Raw genomic sequence first — 18,948 nt, 5'->3', positions numbered from 1 at the left:
CCCGCTACGGGCGCGCCGGCTCCACCGCGCGGGCCACCACCGCGTCGGGCATCGCCTCGGTGAGCACGCCGGTGTTGGTGTTCTGCCTGCTCGGGTGGTAGCAGCCGAGCAGGGTGGGACCGGCGTCGAGGCGGTGCTCGACGCCGTGGTCGAAGCGGGGGCGCGGCCGCACGCCGGCCCACCGCGTGGCCGCGTCCCAGGCGAAGCCGCCCAGCACAGCAGCACCCGCAACCGGGTCGGCGCCCGTACCTCCTCGGACAGGAAGCCCAGGCCCGTGTCGAGTTCGAGCGGCGTCGGCCGGTTGCCCGGCGGCGCGCACCGCACCGCCGACCCCGTCCACGCGCCGTCCAGCCGCAGCCCGTCGGCGGCGTGCTCGGACGTGGGCCGGTCGGCCAACCCGGCCCGGTGCAGGGCGCGGACCACCGAGTCCCCGGTGGGTTCCCGGTGAACGCCCGCCCGGTGCGGTTGCCGCCGTGCGCGGCGGTCGCCAGGCCCAGCACGCAGACCCGCGCGGCCGGGTCGCCGAACCCCGGTACCGGGCGCGCCCGGTACCGCCCGCCCGCGAACCGGGGCGGCGGGTGCCCGGCCACCTCCCGCCGCCAGGAGACCAACCGGGGGCAGCGGGCGCACGCCGCGATACGCTCACCGATGTCGGCGAGCACGGCGGCGGGGTCGTCCGGTGCGTCCACGACCGGTAGTCCACCACGGCCCGCGCCGTCGTGCGAACGGGCCGCCGGCGGTCCGTTCGGATGATCCCCGGTGCGCCACGGCACGAACCTGACCAGGAGCTTTTCCGCTCTGCGACACTGGGGCGATGGACAGGGCACCGGGTTCCGCCACCGCTTCCCCCGCCGCGATCCTGCGGCTGCTCAGGGACGGCCGGCCGCGCACCCGGGCGGACATCGCCGCCGAGACCGGGCTGGCGAGGTCCGCCGTCCGCACCCGCCTCGACGCCCTCCTGGGAGCGGGGCTGGTCACCGAGGGCGCCAACGGGCAGTCCACCGGCGGCCGGCCGGCCGACCTGTTCGCGTTCAACGCCGGCGCCCGGTCGGTGCTGGCCGCCGACGTCGGCGCGACCCGCGCGAGGGTGGCGGTGACGGACCTCGACGGCCGCCTGTCCGCCGTCGAGGAGGTGCCGCTGGACATCGCGGACGGTCCGACCGCCGTGCTGCCGCTGCTGGTCAAGACGTGGCGCGGGATGCTCCCGGACCTCGACCCGGCGACGCTGGCCGGCGTCGGCATCGGACTGCCCGGCCCGGTGGAGCACTCCACCGGCAAGCCGAACAACCCGCCGATCATGCCCGGCTGGGACGGGTTCGACGTCCCGGCGGCCGTCGGCGCGGAACTCGGCGTGCCGGTCCTGGTCGACAACGAGGTCAACCTGATGGCGCTGGGTGAGCACACGCGGTGCTTCCCGGACGCCCGGCACGTGATCGTGGTCAAGATGGCGACCGGCATCGGCGCGGGTTTCATCAGCAACGGCGTGCTGCACCGCGGCGCGGCCGGCGCGGCGGGCGACCTCGGGCACGTGCACGCGCCCGGCGCGGACGACGTGCTGTGCCGGTGCGGCAACACGGGCTGCCTGGAGGCCGTGGCGGGAGGTCCGGCGCTGGCCTCGACCCTGCGCTCGCGCGGTGTGGAGGCGCGGACCGCGGCGGACGTGGCGCGGCTGGTCCGGGAGGGCAACGCCGAGGCGGGGCGCGTGGTGCGCCAGGCGGGCCGCGAGGTGGGCGAGGTGCTGGCCGCGTGCGTCAGCATGTTCAACCCGTCGCTGATCGTGGTGGGCGGGCTGGTCGCCCAGTCGGGGGAGATGCTGCTCGCGGGCGTGCGCGAGTCGGTCTACCGCCGCTCCCTGCCGCTGGCCACCCAGGACCTGCGCATCGTCACGTCCAAGGCGGGCACCGAGGCGGGCGTCCTGGGCGCGGCGGTGATGGTCGTCGAGCACGTGCTGTCGGCCGAGGTGCTGGACCGCCGCCTGGCCTGAGGCGCCCCACCCGACTATGAACCGCATGTATACACTCGGTTCATAGTCGGGAGGTGGGCGTGTGACCACACGTGTGCGGAGCGGTGCGGCGGGCGCGGTGTCGTGGCCGGGGATGACGGTGGCGCCGCTGGCCGCCGGACTGGGGATCGGGGTGCTCACCAACCTGGCGCAGGGGTGGCTGCCCGGCAGCTGGAACCAGGTCGCCAACTCGGGCGCGGTGTGGAGCCTCGCGGCCTTCGTCGTCGGCGCGCTGCTGGTCGCGCGCTGGTCGGTCACCGCGGCGGTGGTCGGCGGCCTCGCCGTGGAGTGCGGGCTGGTGATCGGCTACTACGGGTTCGCCGAGGTCGGCCGCGACGGCATGGGCGACCCGTTCTGGCCGCTGGTGTGGCTGGTGATGGCGTTCGTGGCCGGGCCGCTGTTCGGGTGGGCCGGCGCGTCGTGGCGGCGGGGCGGGCGGGTGCGCGCCCGCGTGGTCGGGTTGGCGGCCCTGGCGGGCGTGTTCGGCATGGAGGCCGCCCACTACGCGTGGAACCTGGGGTACGCGGCGAACGCCTGGGCGTTCGGGGCGGTGGCCGTCCTCGTGCCGCTGCTGGGCCGCACGCACCGCGAGCGGGCGTGGGCGCTCGCGGCGGCCTGCGCGCTCGCCCTCACGGCGTTCGCGGTCGTCCTCCCGGTGCTGGGCGGGCTGTCCGCCTGAACCCCGGACCCGTGGCGGGCACGGGTCCGGGGCGGTGCTCACAGGCGGGCGGGACCGTGCGCCGCGGCCTCGGCCCGGGCCGAGGCCGCGCGGTCGCCGGCACGCCGCCCGGCCGTGCCCCGGGTGCCGTCGGCCGCGACGGCGGAAGCGTGGGCCGCCGCCGTCGGCGCGGTGTGGTCCCCGGTGATGCCGCCGCGCACCCGGTTGTTCGCCGCCACCTCGGCCACCGGGGCGTTGGCCGACAGCTGGAGCTTCCCGTTGACCACGTTGTCGTCCAGCGTGGTGCGGCCGGTGGTGGTGGAGATGACGACGTCCCGCGCGAAGTAGCCGCCCGAGGCGCAGGTGTCCAGCGCGCCGTTCGGGCCGAGCTGGATGCCGCCGAGGCTGCCCGCGAACGTCGCCTTGCCCTGCACGGCGCCGCCGCAGACGACGCTGCCGGTGGCGTTGTTCAGCACGGACAGCGTGCCGTCCACGAACGTGCCGTGCAGGTCGGTGAAGTACGCGCCGTTGGTGCCGACGTCGCCGGTGACCTCGCTGTCCACCAGGCTGACCTCGCCCGCGCCGACCGTCACGTCGCCGTCGATCGCCGAACCGCCCTCCACGTACAGGAACCCCTCGGCCGCCGCCGGGCCCTTCGGCTCCACGAGGACCCGGCCGGTGTCGCTGTTCTCCAGGAACACGCCGAAGCCGCCGGGCGCGAGCACGACCTGCCCGTCGACGCGGGTGTCGGTGAGGTCGAGGTAGCCGTCGGCGGCGACCCGGACCGCGCCGTTGACGGTGCCGCCCTCCACCACCAGGTTGGCGCCCGCCGCCACCTGCACGTCGCCGGTGACCGTGGTGCCGGTCAGCGAGCACGACTCGCCGGCGGGCACGAACAGGTCGTTGGGCACCGTGACGGCCCCGCCGCTGCCGACGCAGTGCGTGACCAGCCCGGCGTGGGCGGTCGGGGGGAACACCGCGGAGGCGGCGACGATGCTCAGGGTCGCGAGGACGGGTGCGGTCCGTCTGGCCATGGTCGTTCTCCCTGCTGGGTGCGGACGGGGGTCTGGGTGCCGATGTCGGATCGCGAGGCCGCGCGCACGAGGACGCCCTGCTCCCGCCGGGTCAGCAGGCCGCGGGCCACCAGGTCTCCGGTGACGCGCTCCACGTGCCGGACGAACGCGCCGCGGTCGGCGTGGTCGCCGTGCTGGTCGACCAGGTCGCTGACGGTGCAGCCGTTCCCGGTGTCGGTGTTCGCGACCCCGGTGTCGTCGTCGCCGATGACCACCGTCGCCCGCGTGTCGGAGTCGGGGCACGCGTCCTGGCCCGGTGCCACGACGGTGAACGACAGCGACTTCTCCGGTGCGGTGTTGCCCGCCCCGTCGGTGGCCCGGTACCGGACGGTGTGCGCGCCCCGCGCCCGCACGGCCACCGGAGCGGTGTGGCGGGTCCACGCGCCGCCGTCCACCGCGTGCTCGACGACCGCCACGCCGGAGCCGTCGTCGGAGGCGGTGATGGTGACGGTCGCGGCGCCCAGGTAGTTCCCGTCCGCGTCCCGCTCACCGGTCACCGTTCCCGTGGTCGTCGGCGGTGTGGTGTCCTCGACCGGGGCCGCCACGACGGTGAAGCCGCTCATGCCCTCCGGTGAGGTGTTGCCGGCGTTGTCGGTGGCGCGGTGGTGGATCATGTGCGCGCCGGGCGCGGTGACCTCGACGGGTGCGGTGTAGGAAGTCCAGGGGCCGCCGTCGAGGGTGTACTCCGTCGTCCGGACGCCGGACCCCGCGTCGGTGGCGGTGATGGTGACGGTGGCCTCGCCGAGGTACTGGCCGCTCGTGTTCCGCTCGCCCGTCACCTCGGCCGCCACCGTCGGCGGTGTCCTGTCCTCCGCCGGGCGTTCGACCACGCGGAACGCCGTCGACCCGACGGCGGACGCGTTGCCCGCCCCGTCCGTCGCCCGGTACTGCACCGAGTGGTCGCCCACCGCCGTGACCCGCACCGGCCCGGTGTAGGTCTCGAACCCCGTGTCGTCGACCTGGTACTCGATCGAGGCGACGCCCGACTGCGCGTCCGAGGCCGACACGGTGACGGTCGCCTCGCCCAGGTAGTCGCCGTCGGCGTTCCGGTCACCGGCGACCTCCGCCGACACCGCCGGTGGCGTGGTGTCCTCGCCACCGCCGCCCGCGGTCACCACCAGCTCGCCGACCATCGTGCTGTGCCCCGGGATGGTGCAGTGGTAGCGGTACTTGCCCGGCGTGAGCACGACGTCGACCTGGTGGCGGCCGTTGGCGCTGTCGAACGGGTTGGCCAGGACGTCCACCGCGACGTCGTGGTTGTAGCCGGGCGTCTCCGTGTCGAACGTCAGCGTGTGCGGCATGCCGGTCGTGTTGCCGGTCGCCTCGCTGTTCTCGAACACGAGGGTCGCCGCGCCCGCCACCGCCGCGGCGGGTGCGGTCCGGTAGCGGGTGATGTCGTTGTCCGCCGTCCAGGTCAGCACCTGGGCCGCGGCCACCGACGTCGCGGCCACCGACGTCGGGGCGACCGCTCTCGGGGCGGTCGGCGGCGGGGCGGCGGACGCCGGCGGCGCGGACGCCACCAGCAACCCGCCCACCAGCGCGGCGATCGAGCGTCGGAGCACGGGGAACCCCTTCCGGCCGGTCACAGCGACCGCACCCGGACGTGGCGGATGTCGATCACGTCGTTCGCGCCGTGGTTCTGGAGGCCGAGGAACCCGGCGGCGAACTGCCGCAGGTCGGTCGGCGGGTCGCCGGCCCGGGAGGACTGCCTGCCCGGCGCGTTGTCGAACTCGTTGACCACCACGCCGTCGCGGGTGATCGTGTAGTGCTGCCCGACCACCGTGATCTCGTAGTCGCTCCACACGCCCTTCGGGGTCGCGCCCGCGCCCGGCAGCCCGACCGGGTCGAAGTTGTAGACCGATCCCGTCTTCTGCGGCTCACCGGTCTCGCCGTCGTAGATCTGGATCTCGTGACCGCAGAAGATCGCCACCCACGCCGGGGACGTGCGGGCGCTGCCCGTGGTGCCGCAGCTGCCCGGCGGGCGCTGCTCCAGCGGCGTGCGCGGATCCGGGAACCTGGTGAACACGCCGCCGTTGCCCCGCGTGCCCCCCGGTGACGAGTCGCGGAACTGGAGCTTCAGCGAGAAGTCCCCGAACTGCTTCGCGTGGTACCACAGCATGCCCAGCCCGCCGGAGGACCGCAGCACGCCGTCCGGCTGGACGGAGAACGACCCGGACGGGGCCTGCGTCCACCCGCGCAGCGACCGCGCGGTGCCGTCGAAGATCGGCTCGTACCCGGTGTTGGCGGGCGTGCCGACGTCGGACGCCGCCGCCGCGCGCACCAGGGCGCTGTTCTCGCGCCCGCTGAGCACGCCGTCGCGCTGCAACCGGTCGGCCACCGCCGTGACGTGCCGGACGAACGCGCCGTGGTCGGCCCACGGGCTCTCGTCGTCGATCAGGTCGTTGATCGTGCAGCCGCCGCCGACCTGCTCGTTGGGCACGCCCGAGTCGACGCCGCCGAGCCACACCGCGTCCCGCTCGTCGGCCGCGGCGCACCCGACGTCCACCTTCAGCGGCAGCACGTGCCGCTCGCCGTCGGCGTAGGACACGGTCAGCTCCGCGTCGTACGAGCCGGGCCTGGCGTAGGTGTGCCGCGGGTCGGCCTCGGTGGAGGACGTCCCGTCGCCGAAGTCCCAGCGGTGCGAGACGCCGCCGGACTTCGAGCCGGTGAACGCGACGGTGAGCGGCTTGCCCTGCACCGCCACCGAGGTCGCGGACGGCGCGGGGGTCGGCGCCCCGCCCCGGTAGGAGATCCTGATGAGCTTCTGGTTGGCGTGCAGGGTGAAGAACCCGCCGCCGTAGTCGAGCAGGTACAGCGCGCCGTCCGGGCCGAACTTCGCGTCCATCCAGCTCTGGAGCCGGTGGTCGCCGTTGCCGCCGGGGATGATCGCCCGAAGCGTCTCGACGAACACGGGCGGCGCGGCGGTCGGCACCCCGTCCGGGTCCACGGTCACCGCGACCCGGTTGGCCGAGTTGCTCTGGTCGCCGATGAACCACTTGCCGTCCCAGTGCTCCGGCCACGCGGCGCCGCTGTCGGTGTCGACCAACTCGCGGCGGTAGATCGGACCGGTCATCACGGCCTGGCCGCCGCCGCGCAGGTACGGCTGTGTGTACGTGGCGTCGGACGGCTTGTACGTCGGCACGCCGTCCGGGCGCAGCGGGAACACCGGTCCGCCCCCGCCCGGCGAGTACCAGAGCATGTTGGCCTTCACCGGCGGCAGGTCGACCAGGCCGGTGTTGCGCGGCGAGGTGTTCTTCGGGGCGTCGCAGTCGTACCAGCCGGTCAGCACCTTGGCGTCGGTGTCGCTGCGGTCGCGGTAGGGCTGCTTGTCGCCCATGCAGTACGGCCAGCCGTGGTTGCCCGCCTCGGTGATGATGGTCGCGGTCTCGTACTTGGCCGGTCCCAGGTCGGGGCTCGGGTTCGTGGCGTCCGGACCGACCCACGCGGCGGTCAGCCACTGCGTGACGGGGTCGACCTGGAGCCGCGAGATGTTGCGCACGCCCATCACGTAGATCTCGGGGCGGGTCCTGTCGGTGCCCGGCGGGAACAGGTTGCCCTCGGGGATCGTGTAGGTGCCGTCGGGCTCGGGGTGGATGCGGATGATCTTGCCGTTGAGGTCGTCGGTGTTGCCGGCCGTGCGGCGGGCGTCCTGGAAGGACAGTCCCCGGTACTCCGCCGTCCAGTTGTTGCCCGAGTAGCCCTGCGAGCCCTCGGAGGAGTTGCTGTCACCGGAGCCGACGTAGAGGTTGCCCGCCGCGTCGAACGCCATGCCGCCGCCCGCGTGGCAGCAGCTGTGCTGCTGGACGGTCCACTGGAGCAGGTCCTTGCGGGAGGCCAGGTCGATGCTCCCCGCGGCCTCGTCGTAGGTCAGCCGCGAGATGGTGCGCTTGCCGGTGCGCTTCTCCCGGTCCACCGTGTCGTGCGGCATCCAGTAGACGTAGAGCCACCCGTTCCGCGTGAACGCGGGGTCGGGCACGATGCCGAGCAGGCCCTCCTCGTTCTTGACCAGCTCGGACCCGCTGCCCCGGTTGCCCATCACGGGCAGCGTGGCCAGCAGCTCGACCTTCTCGTCGCCGGGCGTGAACCGGTGGATCGTGCCGCAGCCCAGGCCGACCTCCGGCTTGGCCCAGTCGGCGACCGGCCCGGTGGGGCAGGCCGCCTTGCCGACGTAGAAGACCGTGCCGTCCGGTGCGATGGTCAGGCCGTGCGGCTCGCCGATCTGGTCGAGCCGCCCCTGCTGGTTGGCGGAGGTCAGCCGTTCGACCTCGTAGTTGGCGGCGATCGTGGCCTGGCAGTCGCCGCGCACCACCCCGGTGGTCCATTTCAGGGCGCCGGTGAGGTGCGTGCGGAACGCCTGCGCGTCGTAGCTGCCCGCGGTGTGACCCATGCCGGTGTAGAAGGACCGGCCGCCGTCGTAGTCGCGGCACCAGGACACCGGGTGGAACGCGCCGTTGGCGCCCGGACCGACCCGGTAGCCCCACTCCTCGACCTGGGCGACGGTGTGCACCAGGCCGACCGGGTTGGGGGCCCAGTTGTACCAGCGGTCGGACAGGGTGACGTTGAGCGGCAGGTCCTCCGTCGCCGGGTGCAGCCGGTCCAGGACGTTGACCCGGGCCTCCTGCACCGCCGGCGTGGGCGGGGGAGTGGGGTCGCCGGACAGCAGTTCCAGGTCGGCGAGCTGGATCAGCGGCTCGCCGCCGTTCGCCGTGATGGAGAGCCGGTAGTGCGGGAACGACCGGGGCTCGGCGACGGTGAACGTCCGGGTGAGCAGGCGGTCGTCGAACGACTGGCCGGTCCGCCGGTCGAGGTCGGTCCACGTCGTTCCGTCGGCCGAGCCCTGGAGGGTCCAGTCGCGCGGGTCGCGCCCGGCGGAGTCGTTGGCGGAGGTGAGCGAGTACCGGTTCACGGCCGCCGCGGCGTTGAGGCGGTAGGCGACCCAGCCCGTCGTGGCGCGGGTCAACCACTTGGTGCGGTCGTCCCCGTCGGTCAGCTTCTCCTTGGTCTCGTTGGGCGGGTTCTCGCCGCTGGCCGTCACCGCGGCCACGGTCTCCGGCGTGTTGTCCCCGCCCGCCGGGCGGGTGCCGATGAGCCCGGTGAACCAGGTCGAGTCGGCCTGCGCCTTGGCGGCGTCGCCGACGCCGAGGAACCCGCCGCCGTTCTTCACGTACGCCTGGAGCGCGGACTCCTGCTCACGGTCGAGGGCGACGCCCGCGGCGGACAGGAACACCACGCCCCGGTGCCCGGCCAGTTCGTCCGCGGTGAACACCGCCGGGTCGGACGACGTCTCCACGGTGATCCCGTTGGCCTCGCCGATCTCCCGGAACACCGCCGCGGCGCGCGCGACCGGGTCCTCCTGCCCGTCGGCCGGTCCGTGGAAGACCAGCACCGACGCGCCCGTGGCGGTGACGACCGGCGCCCGCGACGGCCGCGGCGCCTGCGCGGTCGCGGGGACCGGGGCGAGCAGCCCGCCCACCAGCGCCGCCGCGGCGGTCGCCGCCGCCAGCGCCCCCGCGCCCCCGCGCCGCCTGCCCGGAGAAAACCCTCTGCCCATTGCCGACTCCTTCACCGTTGGCAGGCCGTGCGGTCAGTGGTGTTCGTGCGGCTGTGCCCGGTCCGGCGCCCGTCCGGCCGCGCCCGCCGTGCCGTGGGCGTGGCCCCGGAAGCGGTCGACGGCGTCCTGCGCGCCGGGCGGCATGGAGCCGTCGGCGTTGCGCACGAGGAAGATGCCCGACATCCCCGTCTCGGAGTGGGACTGCACGTGGCAGTGGTACATCCACGCGCCCGGACCGACCCCGTCCCCGGCGATGACCTGGAACCCGAACGAGCTGCCGGGGTTGAGGTCCTTGTTGTCGACGACCTGGCTGGGGTCCGCCGGGCCTTCGAGCATGCCCGTGCGGTTGTCGGCCCAGCGGTGCGCGTGCAGGTGGAAGGTGTGGAACTGGTTGCCGTGGCCGATGGCGATCCACTCGACGCGCTGGCCGAGGCGCGCCTCGAAGATCGGCGTGTGCGGCGCGACCTGGTTGTTGATCGACATCTCGTTGAACACGGCGACGAACTGCCTGTCGGGCAGCAGGTCGCCGCGCCGGCGCACGACCAGCGCCCCGTACAGGCCGCGCGCGACGCCCAGCGAACCGTGGTCGGTGCCCATGGCGTGGTCGTGGTAGTGCCAGTAGCCCGCGCTGCCCGGCATGAACCGCCTGCTGCCGCCGCCGGCGCCGGTCATCCCGCGCGTGCGCCACGTGTAGACGCGCGTCTCGCCCGGGTTGTTGAACGAGTTGTTCAGCGGCGCGCCGTCGGAGTCGGTGCTGTAGTCCACGCCGTGCGGGTGGATCGACATCCGCCGGTCGGTGTTGTTGACCAGCGTGATCTCCAAGGTGTCGCCCTCGTAGACCTCGAAGGTGGGGCCCGGGACGGTGGCCTCGCCCGGAGCCAGGCCGTAGCCGTAGAGGTTGCCGGGCAGCGCCTCGGCGTAGACGGTGACCCGCTTGACGGTCCCGTCCTGCGCCGCGGCCTCTCGACGGGGCGCCGCGCCGGGGGCCACGACGGCGGGGACGGCCAGGCCCACCGCGCTCGTCGTCAGCACGGTGCGGCGGGAGAGCGACCTGGTCGGCCAGCCGGTCTGGGCGTCGTTGTCCATCCTGCTCCGTTCGGCGCGCGACGAGAACCGGCCCCTCGGGCCGCTGGCAGTCGGAAGAGTCGAAAGATCGTCGGTGACCCGAGTCGACGGACGGACTTTCGGTCATCGTCCCCGGACTTTTGCATCAGACTCATTCAACTTATGAACGGTCCTTACGAAAGTGAAGGGCCGAACGGGGGAGTCACCGGACAAGCCTGTGTCATTCCCGACCGGTACCGTCACCGTGTGCACGAGTTGATCAAGCCCACCGCGGGCCTGCACGCGGCCTGGCTGGAGGCGCGCGACGAGTGGGGACCGGGCCTCCACGAGGACGGCTTCGGCTGCTCGCGTCCGACGAGACCGATTCGCCCGAGGGGTTCGCGGCCGTCCGCGGAACGGGCTCAGGTCGGCAGGACTCCGTCCACGGGCACTCCGGGTCGAGTTCCGGGTCCGCCTCGGTGACGACACCCCGCCGCTGGGCCTCGGCGCCCGGCTGCGACCGACCGGTCCGCGACCGCGTCCTCGGTGTCGCGCGGCACGGACGGACGCGGAGTTGCCGAGCACCAGCGAGAACACGGGTTCGCGGCCGTCGGCGGTGGTCGTGGTCAGCGGGTCCGCGCCCAGTCGCGGCAGCCGGGTCCGGGGCCCGGATGCCCGCCGGTCGGCTGCCCTCGCCGTCGGCTCGACGGCCGGCGTCCTGGTCGGCGCCTCGGCGTGCGGGTCGCTGAGCCCGAGGAACGGCACCGGCAGCTCGCGCAGCGCCATCGACCGGTGGGTCGCCGGCTCCTGCCCGTGACGTCGAGGTCGCTCGCCGATGCGGCCCGTGCCGCCCGCGCCCGGCGCGCGGGCCGGTGACCGGCGGTTCAGCCGCGCAGCGCCCGGTCCAGGATCGCCGCCAGGGTCCTCAGGTCCGCCTCGTCCAGGCCGGCCAGCGGGGTCTGCCGCAGGGTCGCGCGCATGACGTCGGCGCGCACGCGTCGCCCCTCGTCGGTCAGGACCAGCACCCGCGAGCGCCGGTCCCGCGGGTCGGCGACGCGTGTGACGAGGCCCCGGCCGACGAGCTGGTTGGTGACGAACGACAGGTTCGGCGCGTTGCAGTGCAGCCGCCCGGCCATCGCCTTCATCGACGGCGGCTCCTCGTCCGGGTCGATCGCGCACAGCGCCTGCGCGGTGGCGTGGGTGAGGCCGTGGTCGGCGAGGGCGGCGGCGATCCGGTCGCCGGTGAGCATGAAGACCTCGTGGTTGGCCCGCACGACGGCCTCCAGCTCGTCCATGCGGCCACGGTAACAGCTTCGAACCTCGAACGGATTTGCTTCGATGCTCGAAGCTGTTACCGTCCCGCTGAGAACTTCGAGACTCGAACTACAGGAGTGTCGCGTGAACCCGTTCACGCGCGGCACCGCCGTCGTCACCGGCACGCCCGAGGGGCCGGGGGGCCGCGACGTCCGCGACCGAGGTGCGGCGTGACGGGCGCGACGCCCACCGGCTGTGATCCTGTGCCCACCACCCACCCGAGCCCGTGGAGGAACCGAACCCGTGGACATCGAGCTGATCGACCCCGAGTTGCGCGGCCCCGTCCGCCGCCTGCCGCCGCTGCCCATCGGCAACCGGCTGGTGCTGCGCCTGGTCCGCGCCGCGAGCGCGCGCATCCCCGCCGCGCGCGCCGACGGCGTGCGGGTCCGCGACGTCGCCGACGCGCCCGTGCCGCTGCGGCTCTACCGGCCGGTCGCCGACGCCGTGCCCGCCGCGCTCTACTGGGTCCACGGCGGCGGGTACGTGCTGGGCAACCCGAGGATGGACGACGCCCGCTGCGTCGCCCTCGCGCGCACGCTCGGCATCACCGTGGTCTCCGTCGACTACCGCCTCGCGCCCGAGCACCCGTTCCCGACGCCCCTCGACGACTGCCTCGCGGGCTGGACGTGGTTGCACCGCAACGCGGCGGAGCTGGGAGTCGACCCCGCGCGGGTCGCCCTGGGCGGCGCCAGCGCGGGCGGTGGCCTGGCCGCGTGCCTCGTCCAGCGGCTGCACGCCGAGGGCGGTCCGGCACCGGCCGCGCAGTGGCTCGACTCGCCCATGCTCGACGACCGCACCGCCGCGCGCCGCGACCTCGACGCGGTGAAGCACCGCGTGTGGGACAACCGCCGCAACGCCACCGGCTGGCGCGCCTACCTCGGCGGTGAACCCGGCGCGCCCACCGCCCCGGCGTTCTCCGTCGCCGCCCGCGCCGCGGACCTGGCCGGCCTGCCGCCCACGTGGATCGGGGTCGGCTCCGTCGACCTGTTCCACGACGAGGACCTGGCCTACGCCGAGCGCCTGCGCGCCGCGGGCGTCGAGGTCACCGCGGACGTGGTGCCGGGCGCGCCGCACGGGTTCGACAGCTGGGCCCGCCGCACGGGGGTGACGCGGCGGTTCCACGCCCGCGCGGACGACTGGCTCGCCGCCGCGCTCGGCGTGCCACGCGGGTGACGGGGGTCAGCCGCACGTCCGGGCCCGGCGCCGGCCCGCCGCGATCCGCCCCGCGAGGGCGCCGTGCGGCCCGAACAGGTACGCCGGCAGGAACACCGCCCCCTGCACCAGCACCACCATGGCCCCGGACGCGGTGTCGAGGTGGTAGCTCAGGTACAGCCCGACCGCCGCCGCGCCGACCGACACCGCCGGCGCGATCACCAGCATCCACCCGAACCGGTCGGTGAGCAGGTGTGCGGTCGCGCCGGGGATGATGAGCATCGCCACCACCAGCACCACGCCGACGACCTGGAGCGCCACCACGCAGGTCAGCGCCAGCAGGCCGAGCAGGGCCGCGCCCAGCAACCTCGGGTCGAGGCCGATGGCGTGGGCGTGCACCGGGTCGAAGGCGTAGAGGGTGAAGTCGCGGCGCTTGAGCAGCAGCGCGGTGAGCGCGACCGCGCCGAGCACGGCGATCTGGCCCAGGTCGGCGCGGCCCACGCCGAGCAGGTTGCCGAACACGATGTGGTTGAGGTCGGTCTGGCTCGGCGTCACCGAGATCAGCACCAGCCCCAGGGCGAACAGCGTGGTGAACACGGTGCCGATCGCCGCGTCCTCCTTGATCCGGCTGGTGTCGCGGATGACGCCGATGAGCGCGACGGCGAGGAAGCCGAACACCACCGCGCCCAGCGCGAACGGCGCGCCCAGCACGTAGGCCAGCACCACGCCGGGCAGCACGGCGTGCGACACCGCGTCCCCCATCAGCGACCAGCCGATGAGCACCAGCCAGCACGAGAGCACCGCGCACACGGCGGCGGCGATCACCATGGCCGCGAGCGCCCGCACCATGAACCCGTAGCCGAGGGGTTCCACCAGGAGTTCGTAGGCGGTCACCCGGCCTCCCCGTCGCGCGCGGTCACGTCGAGGCCGAACGCGCGGACGAGGTTGTCCGGCCGCAGCACCTCGTGCGGCGGGCCGTGCACCAGGACCCGGCGCATCAGCAGCACCGCCTCGTCGGCGAGGTCGGGCAGCGCGCGCAGGTCGTGCGTCGACACCAGCACCGCGGCGCCGTCGGCGGCCAGTTCCCGCAGCAGCCGCGTGATCGTCGCCTCCGACCGCTTGTCCACGCCCGAGAACGGCTCGTCCAGCAGCAGCACGCGGGCCTGCTGCGCGATGCCGCGGGCGACGAACGCGCGCTTGCGCTGCCCGCCCGACAGCCGGCCGACCTGCCGGTCGGCGAGGTCGGTGAGGCCGACCCGCTCCAGCGCCCGGTCCACGGCGTCGTGGTCGGCCCGGCGCGGGCGGCGGGTGAACCCCAGCCCACCGTGCCGCCCCGTCATCACCACGTCCCGCACCGACACCGGGAACGACCAGTCGACCGCCTCGCTCTGCGGCACGTAGGCCAGCTCGCCCGCGCGCCGCGCCGCGCCGGGCGGACCACCCCGGACGCGCACCGCGCCGCGGTCCGGCCGCACCAGGCCGGTGATCGCCTTGAACAGCGTGGACTTGCCCGAGCCGTTCACGCCCACCAGCCCGCACACCAGACCGGGCCGGAGGGACAGCGTGACGCCGTCGAGCGCGAGCACGTCGCCGTAGTGGACCGTCACGTCCGCCAGTTCGACGGCGGCGACCCCGACGACGGCGACCCCGACCTCGGCCGCGCTCACCCGGCCCTCCCGGTCAGCGCGGCGGTGATGGTCCGCGCGTCGTGGCGGACCAGGTCCAGGTAGGTCGGCACCGGACCGTCCGGTGTGGACAGCGAGTCGACGTGGAGCACGCCGCCGAACGCGGCCCCGGTGGCGGCGACGACCTGCCGCATCGCCGCGTCGGACACGGTGGACTCGCAGAACACGGCGGGCACCGCGTTGGCGCGCACGAAGTCGACGACGCCCGCGACCTGCTGCGGGGTCGCCTGCTGCTCGGCGTTGACCGCCCAGAGGTAGCGCTCGGTCAGCCCGGCGTCGCGCGCCAGGTAGGAGAACGCGCCCTCGCAGGTCACCAGCGCGCGCTTGCCTGCCGGCAGCACCGCGAGCGCCGCCACCAGGTCGTCGTGCACCCGCTGGAGCTCGTCCCCGTAGCGGTCGCCCGCGGCCCGGAAGTCGCCGGCGTGCGCCGGGGCCAGGTCGGCGAAGGCGCGGACGAGGTTGTCCACGTAGGTCCGGACGTTCAGCGGCGACATCCACGCGTGCGGGTTCGGCTTGCCCGCGTAGGCGTCCTCGGCGATCGGCACCGGCTCGACCCCGTCGCTGACCACGACGTGCGGGGCGTCGACCTCGGCGACGAACCGCGCGAACCACGCCTCCAGGTTCAGTCCGTTGTCGATGACCAGGTCGGCTCGCGCGGCCTTCCTGACGTCGTCCGGTGTCGGCTCGTAGCCGTGGACCTCCGCACCGGGCTTGGTGATCGACTCCACCCGCAGGTGCCCGTCCGCGACGTTGGCGGCGATGTCGGCCAGCACCGTGAACGTGGTCAGCACCACCGGCCGGTCGTCCGACGCGGTGGCGCCGGTTCCGCTGCACCCGGTGGCGAGCAGTGCCGCGGCGGCGGCCACGCCGATGACGCTGAGCAGCTTCGACATGCCCGGACCGTACGGTCGCGCGCGTCCGGCCGCTGGGCCCGTGCACCTAAAAGCGCAGTGCCGCTACCTCGTTCGGACCACACCGGACGGTGCGTCCGCGAACGCTGCGCAGCCGGCGTCGGCCGAACGGTCGGGCCGTTGAGCCGTGCGGCACGGGGCCGGGACGCGAGGAGCCCCCACGACCCGTCGTGGGGGCTCCTCGCGTGGACGTGACCGCTCGGATCAGCCGGCGACCTCGGCCCTGGGCCGCTCGTCGGCCCGCGCGGGGTGGTCGTCGAGCTGCGTGCCCTCGACGTCCAGCTCGGGCAGCCAGTGCAGCCACTTCGGCAGCCACCACGCCTTCCCGCCGAGCAGTGCCAGCGCCGCCGGGACGATCACCATGCGGACCACGAAGGCGTCCACGAGGATGCCGATCGCCAGGGCGAACGCGATCGACTTGATCGTCGGCTCACCGGACGGGACGAAGCCCGCGAACACCGAGAACATGATCAGCGCGGCGGCGACGACCACGGGCGCGGCCTGGCGGAAGCCGGTGGTGATGGACGTCAGGGGAGCGCTGCCGCGGTGGTGCGCCTCGTGCATCCGGGACACCAGGAACACCTGGTAGTCCATCGCGAGTCCGAACAGGATGCCGATCACGATGATCGGGGTGAGGCTGATCAGCGGCCCGGTGGTGTCGAGGTTGACCGCGTCGGCCAGCCAGCCCCACTGGAACACCGCCACCGTCGCGCCGAGCGACGCGCCGATGGTGAGCAGGAAGCCCAGCACGCCGACCAGCGGCACCAGCAGCGAGCGGAACACCAGGATCAGCAGGATCAGCGCCAGGCCCACGACCACGGCCAGGTACAGCGGCAGCGCGCTGTCGAGCGTGGCGGCCACGTCGACGCTCACCGCGGTGGCGCCGGTGACGTAGGTGGTGACGCCCTCGGTGCCGGCGAGCCGGTCGCGCAGGTCGTCGACGAGCCGCAGGGTGGCCTCGCTGGTGGGGCCGGACTCGGGGATGACGGTCAGCATCGCGGCGGTGCCGTCGGCGTTCGGCGCCGGCGGCGTCACGAGGGCGACGTCGTCGACCCCGGTGATCTCCTGACCGGCCTCGGTGGCGGCCTGGACCGCGCCGTCGCCCTCGAACAGGACGATGAGCGGGCCGTTGAAGCCCTCGCCGAACCCGTCGGACAGCAGTTGCTCCGCGCGGGCCTGGGTGCTCGTCGCGGGCGGCGTCTGCACCAGGGTCGTCTGCATCGAGGCGGCCGGGACGGCGACCGCGCCCAGGGCGAGCACGGACAGCAGCAGCGCGGTGACCCGGCGGTGGGTCACACCGCCCGCCCAGCCGCGGTAGAAGCCCCTGCCCTCGTGCTCGTCGGTGGTGGCGGGCGCGGTGCGCTGCTTGCGGGGCAGCGCGCGGCGGCCGAGGTAGCTCAGCACGGCCGGCACGAGGGTGACGGCGATCAGGACGGCGACGACGATGGTCGCGGCGGCCGCGATGCCCATCTGGGTCAGGAACGGGATGCCCGCGACGGCCAGGCCCACCAGGGCGATGACCACGGTGATGCCCGCGGTGACCACGGCCGACCCGGCGGTGCCCACGGCGATGCCGATGGCGTCGCCGACGTCCCGGCCGCGCCGCAGCTCCTGACGGTAGCGGTTGATGATGAACAGGGCGTAGTCGATGCCGACCGCCAGGCCCAGCATCGTGGCCAGGATGGGCGTCGTGGACGACAGCTCCATGAAGCCGGTGGCGATGGTGACGCCCAGCGCGCCGATGCCCACGCCGACCGCGGCGGTCAGCAGGTTCATGCCGGCCAGGACGAGCGAGCCGTAGGTCAGCGCCAGGACCAGCAGGGCCAGCGCGACGCCGATGACCTCGACGATGCCGCCGATGTGCGGCGGGGCCTGCACGGCCTCACCGGTGACCTCGGCGGTCATCCCGGCGTCCCGCGCGTCGGCCACGGCGTCGAGCAGCGCGGTCCGCTGCTCCCCGGTCACGTCGCCGGCCTTGGCGTCGAAGGTCACCGTGCTGTACGCGGTGTCCTGCGCGGGGTTGACGGACGGTGCCTGCGGGTCGAGCGGGTTGCTCGCCGAGGACACGCCCGGCAGGGTTCCCAGCTCGGCCACCAGCTCGCCGATCCGCTGCGCGTTCTCCGGCGTGGTCAGCTGCTGCCCGTCCGGCGCCTTGAGCACCACGCGGGCGGTCGCGCCGCCGCCGGAGCCGAACTGCTCCTTGATCTTGTCCAGGGCGGTGGTCGACTCCTGCCCCGGGATCGAGAAGCTGTTCGAGGTCGGCCCGGCCAGCGTGAGGGCGCCGACGCCCGTGCCGGCCAGGACGAGCAGCCACAGCAGGACGACGGCCAGTCGGCGCCGGTGGGCGCCGAAGCCGAGTCGGTACAACAGACGAGCCATGCGGATTCAGTCCTTCGCCAAGGCGGGATCGGGGTCGGGTGAGGGGGTGCCCGGGCGTCGGTGGCCGAGCGCGTCGAGGCAGGTGGTGATGATGTGGGGGCGCCAGGCGGTCTTCTCGCCCGCGCGGTTGGCGGTCACGCTGAGCACCGCCAGGGCGGCCAGGGCTCCGACGACGCGGATGGCCCGTTCGACGTCGGACCCGTCCGGGGCGACGGCGAACACCTCGAAGACCATGACGTCCTCGATGGCGATGACGGGCTCCTCGGGCGAGGTCACCGCGCCGAAGGCCAGCGACACCAGCCCGGGCAGGTCCAGGGCGACGTCGGTCAGCAGCTCCAGCGCCCGCCGGTCGCGCGCCGGACCGGGCGGCAGCTCCGCCACCTGGTCGAGCACGCGGCGGCCCTGCGCCTGGCACGCCTCCTGCGCGGCCTCGAAGAGGGCTTCCTTGCTCGGGTAGTGGTGCAGCAGACCCGCCTTGGACAGGCCGACGGCGTCGGCGAGGTCCTTCAGCGAGGTGTGCGCGAACCCGTGCCGCGCGAACAGGCCGGCCGCGAGGTCGAGGATCTCCATCTCCGCGCGGTGCCGGGTCGGTCGTGCCATGGGAACCACGATACCCAGTGACCTACCGATTCGGTCGGTTTACCGACCGAATCGGTAGGTGGGCTGCGTCACTGCCGCTGTCGATCACCAGTGTGGCGGTCGTCGGTGGGCGCTCCGGTGCGGGGGTGGGCAGACTGGGCGGATGCGCGGAGGCCGGTCGGTGAAGAAGGTGGGCGTCGTCGCGGCGGGCGGGGCGCTGCTCGTCGTCGGGGTGCTGCTGCTGGTGCTGCCCGGACCCGGTCTGCTGCTGGTGCTCGCCGGCCTCGTGGTGCTGGCGTCGGAGTTCCCGGCCCTGGAGCGCTACGTGGACCCGGTGCGCGACCGGGCGATGAAGGCCGCGGAGGACAGCGTGGCCTCACCGCTGCGCCTCGCCGGCTCGGTGCTGGCGGGCCTGCTGCTGATCGCGGCGGGCGTCGTGTGGGGCCTGGTGGAATCGCTGCCGTTCAGCGGCTGGAGCACGGGGTCGAGCCTGGTCCTGTCCGGCCTGGTGCTGCTCGGCCTGCTGGTCTGGAGCTACCGCCGGGTGCGCGCGAAGGCCGGCGGTGGCTCCCGCACCTGACGTTCACCTCCGGCGGGGAA

17 protein-coding genes are annotated in these 18,948 nt (G+C 74.2%); 6 read left to right on the top strand and 11 right to left on the bottom strand.

Annotated features, from left to right (window positions below; all coding sequences use genetic code 11):
• Nucleotides 1–4: 4 nt before the first annotated feature.
• Nucleotides 5–217 (bottom strand): uracil-DNA glycosylase family protein, encoded by a 213-nt coding sequence (locus CKY47_RS13865; RefSeq protein WP_306746174.1) that lies wholly within the window; start codon nt 215–217, stop codon nt 5–7.
• Between the two features lie 57 nt (nt 218–274).
• Between CKY47_RS13865 and CKY47_RS13860 the strand changes: the two genes are divergently transcribed.
• The 3 genes from CKY47_RS13860 to CKY47_RS13850 all read left to right on the top strand — a co-directional run bounded on the left by CKY47_RS13860 (nt 275) and on the right by CKY47_RS13850 (nt 2,681).
• A complete protein-coding gene (locus CKY47_RS13860) occupies nt 275–448 on the top strand; it encodes a hypothetical protein (protein WP_306746173.1) in 174 nt (57 codons plus the stop codon).
• 366 nt (nt 449–814) lie between these two features.
• Complete coding sequence (locus CKY47_RS13855) at nt 815–1,984, top strand: ROK family transcriptional regulator (RefSeq protein WP_306746172.1); 1,170 nt, start codon at nt 815–817, stop codon at nt 1,982–1,984.
• A gap of 61 nt (nt 1,985–2,045) precedes the next feature.
• Nucleotides 2,046–2,681, top strand: coding sequence for a DUF6518 family protein (locus tag CKY47_RS13850; protein WP_306746171.1), 636 nt, complete (start codon nt 2,046–2,048; stop codon nt 2,679–2,681).
• A 38-nt stretch (nt 2,682–2,719) separates the two neighbouring features.
• Here the strand turns inward: CKY47_RS13850 and CKY47_RS13845 are convergent, their stop codons facing one another.
• Genes CKY47_RS13845 through CKY47_RS13830 form a run of 4 tightly spaced genes read right to left on the bottom strand, consistent with a single transcriptional unit; the run spans nt 2,720 to nt 10,370 of the window.
• A complete protein-coding gene (locus tag CKY47_RS13845) occupies nt 2,720–3,694 on the bottom strand; it encodes a hypothetical protein (protein WP_306746170.1) in 975 nt (324 codons plus the stop codon).
• Nucleotides 3,658–5,295 (bottom strand): OmpL47-type beta-barrel domain-containing protein, encoded by a 1,638-nt coding sequence (locus tag CKY47_RS13840; RefSeq protein WP_306746169.1) that lies wholly within the window; start codon nt 5,293–5,295, stop codon nt 3,658–3,660. Before CKY47_RS13840 ends, CKY47_RS13845 begins: the two co-directional genes overlap by 37 nt.
• 20 nt (nt 5,296–5,315) lie before the next feature.
• Nucleotides 5,316–9,284, bottom strand: a complete 3,969-nt coding sequence (locus tag CKY47_RS13835; RefSeq protein ID WP_306746168.1) for a ThuA domain-containing protein — start codon at nt 9,282–9,284, stop codon at nt 5,316–5,318.
• 33 nt (nt 9,285–9,317) lie between these two features.
• A complete protein-coding gene (locus CKY47_RS13830; protein ID WP_306746167.1) occupies nt 9,318–10,370 on the bottom strand; it encodes a multicopper oxidase domain-containing protein in 1,053 nt (350 codons plus the stop codon).
• Between the two features lie 532 nt (nt 10,371–10,902).
• Between CKY47_RS13830 and CKY47_RS13825 the strand changes: the two genes are divergently transcribed.
• Complete coding sequence (locus CKY47_RS13825) at nt 10,903–11,145, top strand: hypothetical protein (RefSeq protein WP_306746166.1); 243 nt, start codon at nt 10,903–10,905, stop codon at nt 11,143–11,145.
• A 67-nt stretch (nt 11,146–11,212) separates the two neighbouring features.
• On the opposite strand, the gene CKY47_RS13820 is transcribed toward CKY47_RS13825, so the two are convergent.
• The gene (locus tag CKY47_RS13820; RefSeq protein WP_306746165.1) at nt 11,213–11,623 is read right to left on the bottom strand and encodes a MarR family winged helix-turn-helix transcriptional regulator; all 411 of its coding nucleotides are present in this window, start codon (nt 11,621–11,623) and stop codon (nt 11,213–11,215) included.
• Between the two features lie 262 nt (nt 11,624–11,885).
• Between CKY47_RS13820 and CKY47_RS13815 the strand changes: the two genes are divergently transcribed.
• Nucleotides 11,886–12,815: an alpha/beta hydrolase gene (locus CKY47_RS13815; RefSeq protein ID WP_306746164.1), complete on the top strand. Its 930-nt coding sequence runs from the start codon at nt 11,886–11,888 to the stop codon at nt 12,813–12,815.
• 6 nt (nt 12,816–12,821) lie between these two features.
• Here the strand turns inward: CKY47_RS13815 and CKY47_RS13810 are convergent, their stop codons facing one another.
• The 5 genes from CKY47_RS13810 to CKY47_RS13790 all read right to left on the bottom strand — a co-directional run bounded on the left by CKY47_RS13810 (nt 12,822) and on the right by CKY47_RS13790 (nt 18,369).
• Nucleotides 12,822–13,688 (bottom strand): metal ABC transporter permease, encoded by an 867-nt coding sequence (locus CKY47_RS13810; RefSeq protein ID WP_306746163.1) that lies wholly within the window; start codon nt 13,686–13,688, stop codon nt 12,822–12,824.
• The gene (locus CKY47_RS13805) at nt 13,685–14,461 is read right to left on the bottom strand and encodes a metal ABC transporter ATP-binding protein (RefSeq protein ID WP_306746162.1); all 777 of its coding nucleotides are present in this window, start codon (nt 14,459–14,461) and stop codon (nt 13,685–13,687) included. Before CKY47_RS13805 ends, CKY47_RS13810 begins: the two co-directional genes overlap by 4 nt.
• A complete protein-coding gene (locus CKY47_RS13800; protein ID WP_306746161.1) occupies nt 14,458–15,372 on the bottom strand; it encodes a metal ABC transporter substrate-binding protein in 915 nt (304 codons plus the stop codon). The genes CKY47_RS13805 and CKY47_RS13800 overlap by 4 nt, the downstream gene beginning before the upstream one ends.
• A 222-nt stretch (nt 15,373–15,594) precedes the next feature.
• Nucleotides 15,595–17,769, bottom strand: coding sequence for an MMPL family transporter (locus CKY47_RS13795; protein ID WP_306746160.1), 2,175 nt, complete (start codon nt 17,767–17,769; stop codon nt 15,595–15,597).
• A 6-nt stretch (nt 17,770–17,775) separates the two neighbouring features.
• Complete coding sequence (locus tag CKY47_RS13790) at nt 17,776–18,369, bottom strand: TetR/AcrR family transcriptional regulator (RefSeq protein ID WP_306746159.1); 594 nt, start codon at nt 18,367–18,369, stop codon at nt 17,776–17,778.
• Between the two features lie 142 nt (nt 18,370–18,511).
• Here CKY47_RS13790 and CKY47_RS13785 point away from each other — a divergent pair, with 142 nt between their 5' ends.
• Nucleotides 18,512–18,928, top strand: a complete 417-nt coding sequence (locus CKY47_RS13785; RefSeq protein ID WP_306746158.1) for a PGPGW domain-containing protein — start codon at nt 18,512–18,514, stop codon at nt 18,926–18,928.
• The last annotated feature ends 20 nt before the right edge of the window (nt 18,929–18,948 follow it).

Origin of the sequence: Saccharothrix longispora (assembly GCF_030852425.1) — a bacterium.
Taxonomy (GTDB): domain Bacteria; phylum Actinomycetota; class Actinomycetes; order Mycobacteriales; family Pseudonocardiaceae; genus Actinosynnema; species Actinosynnema longispora.
Note: the sequence above shows the minus strand (reverse complement) of the source record. Positions and strands in the feature narration are given on the sequence as shown.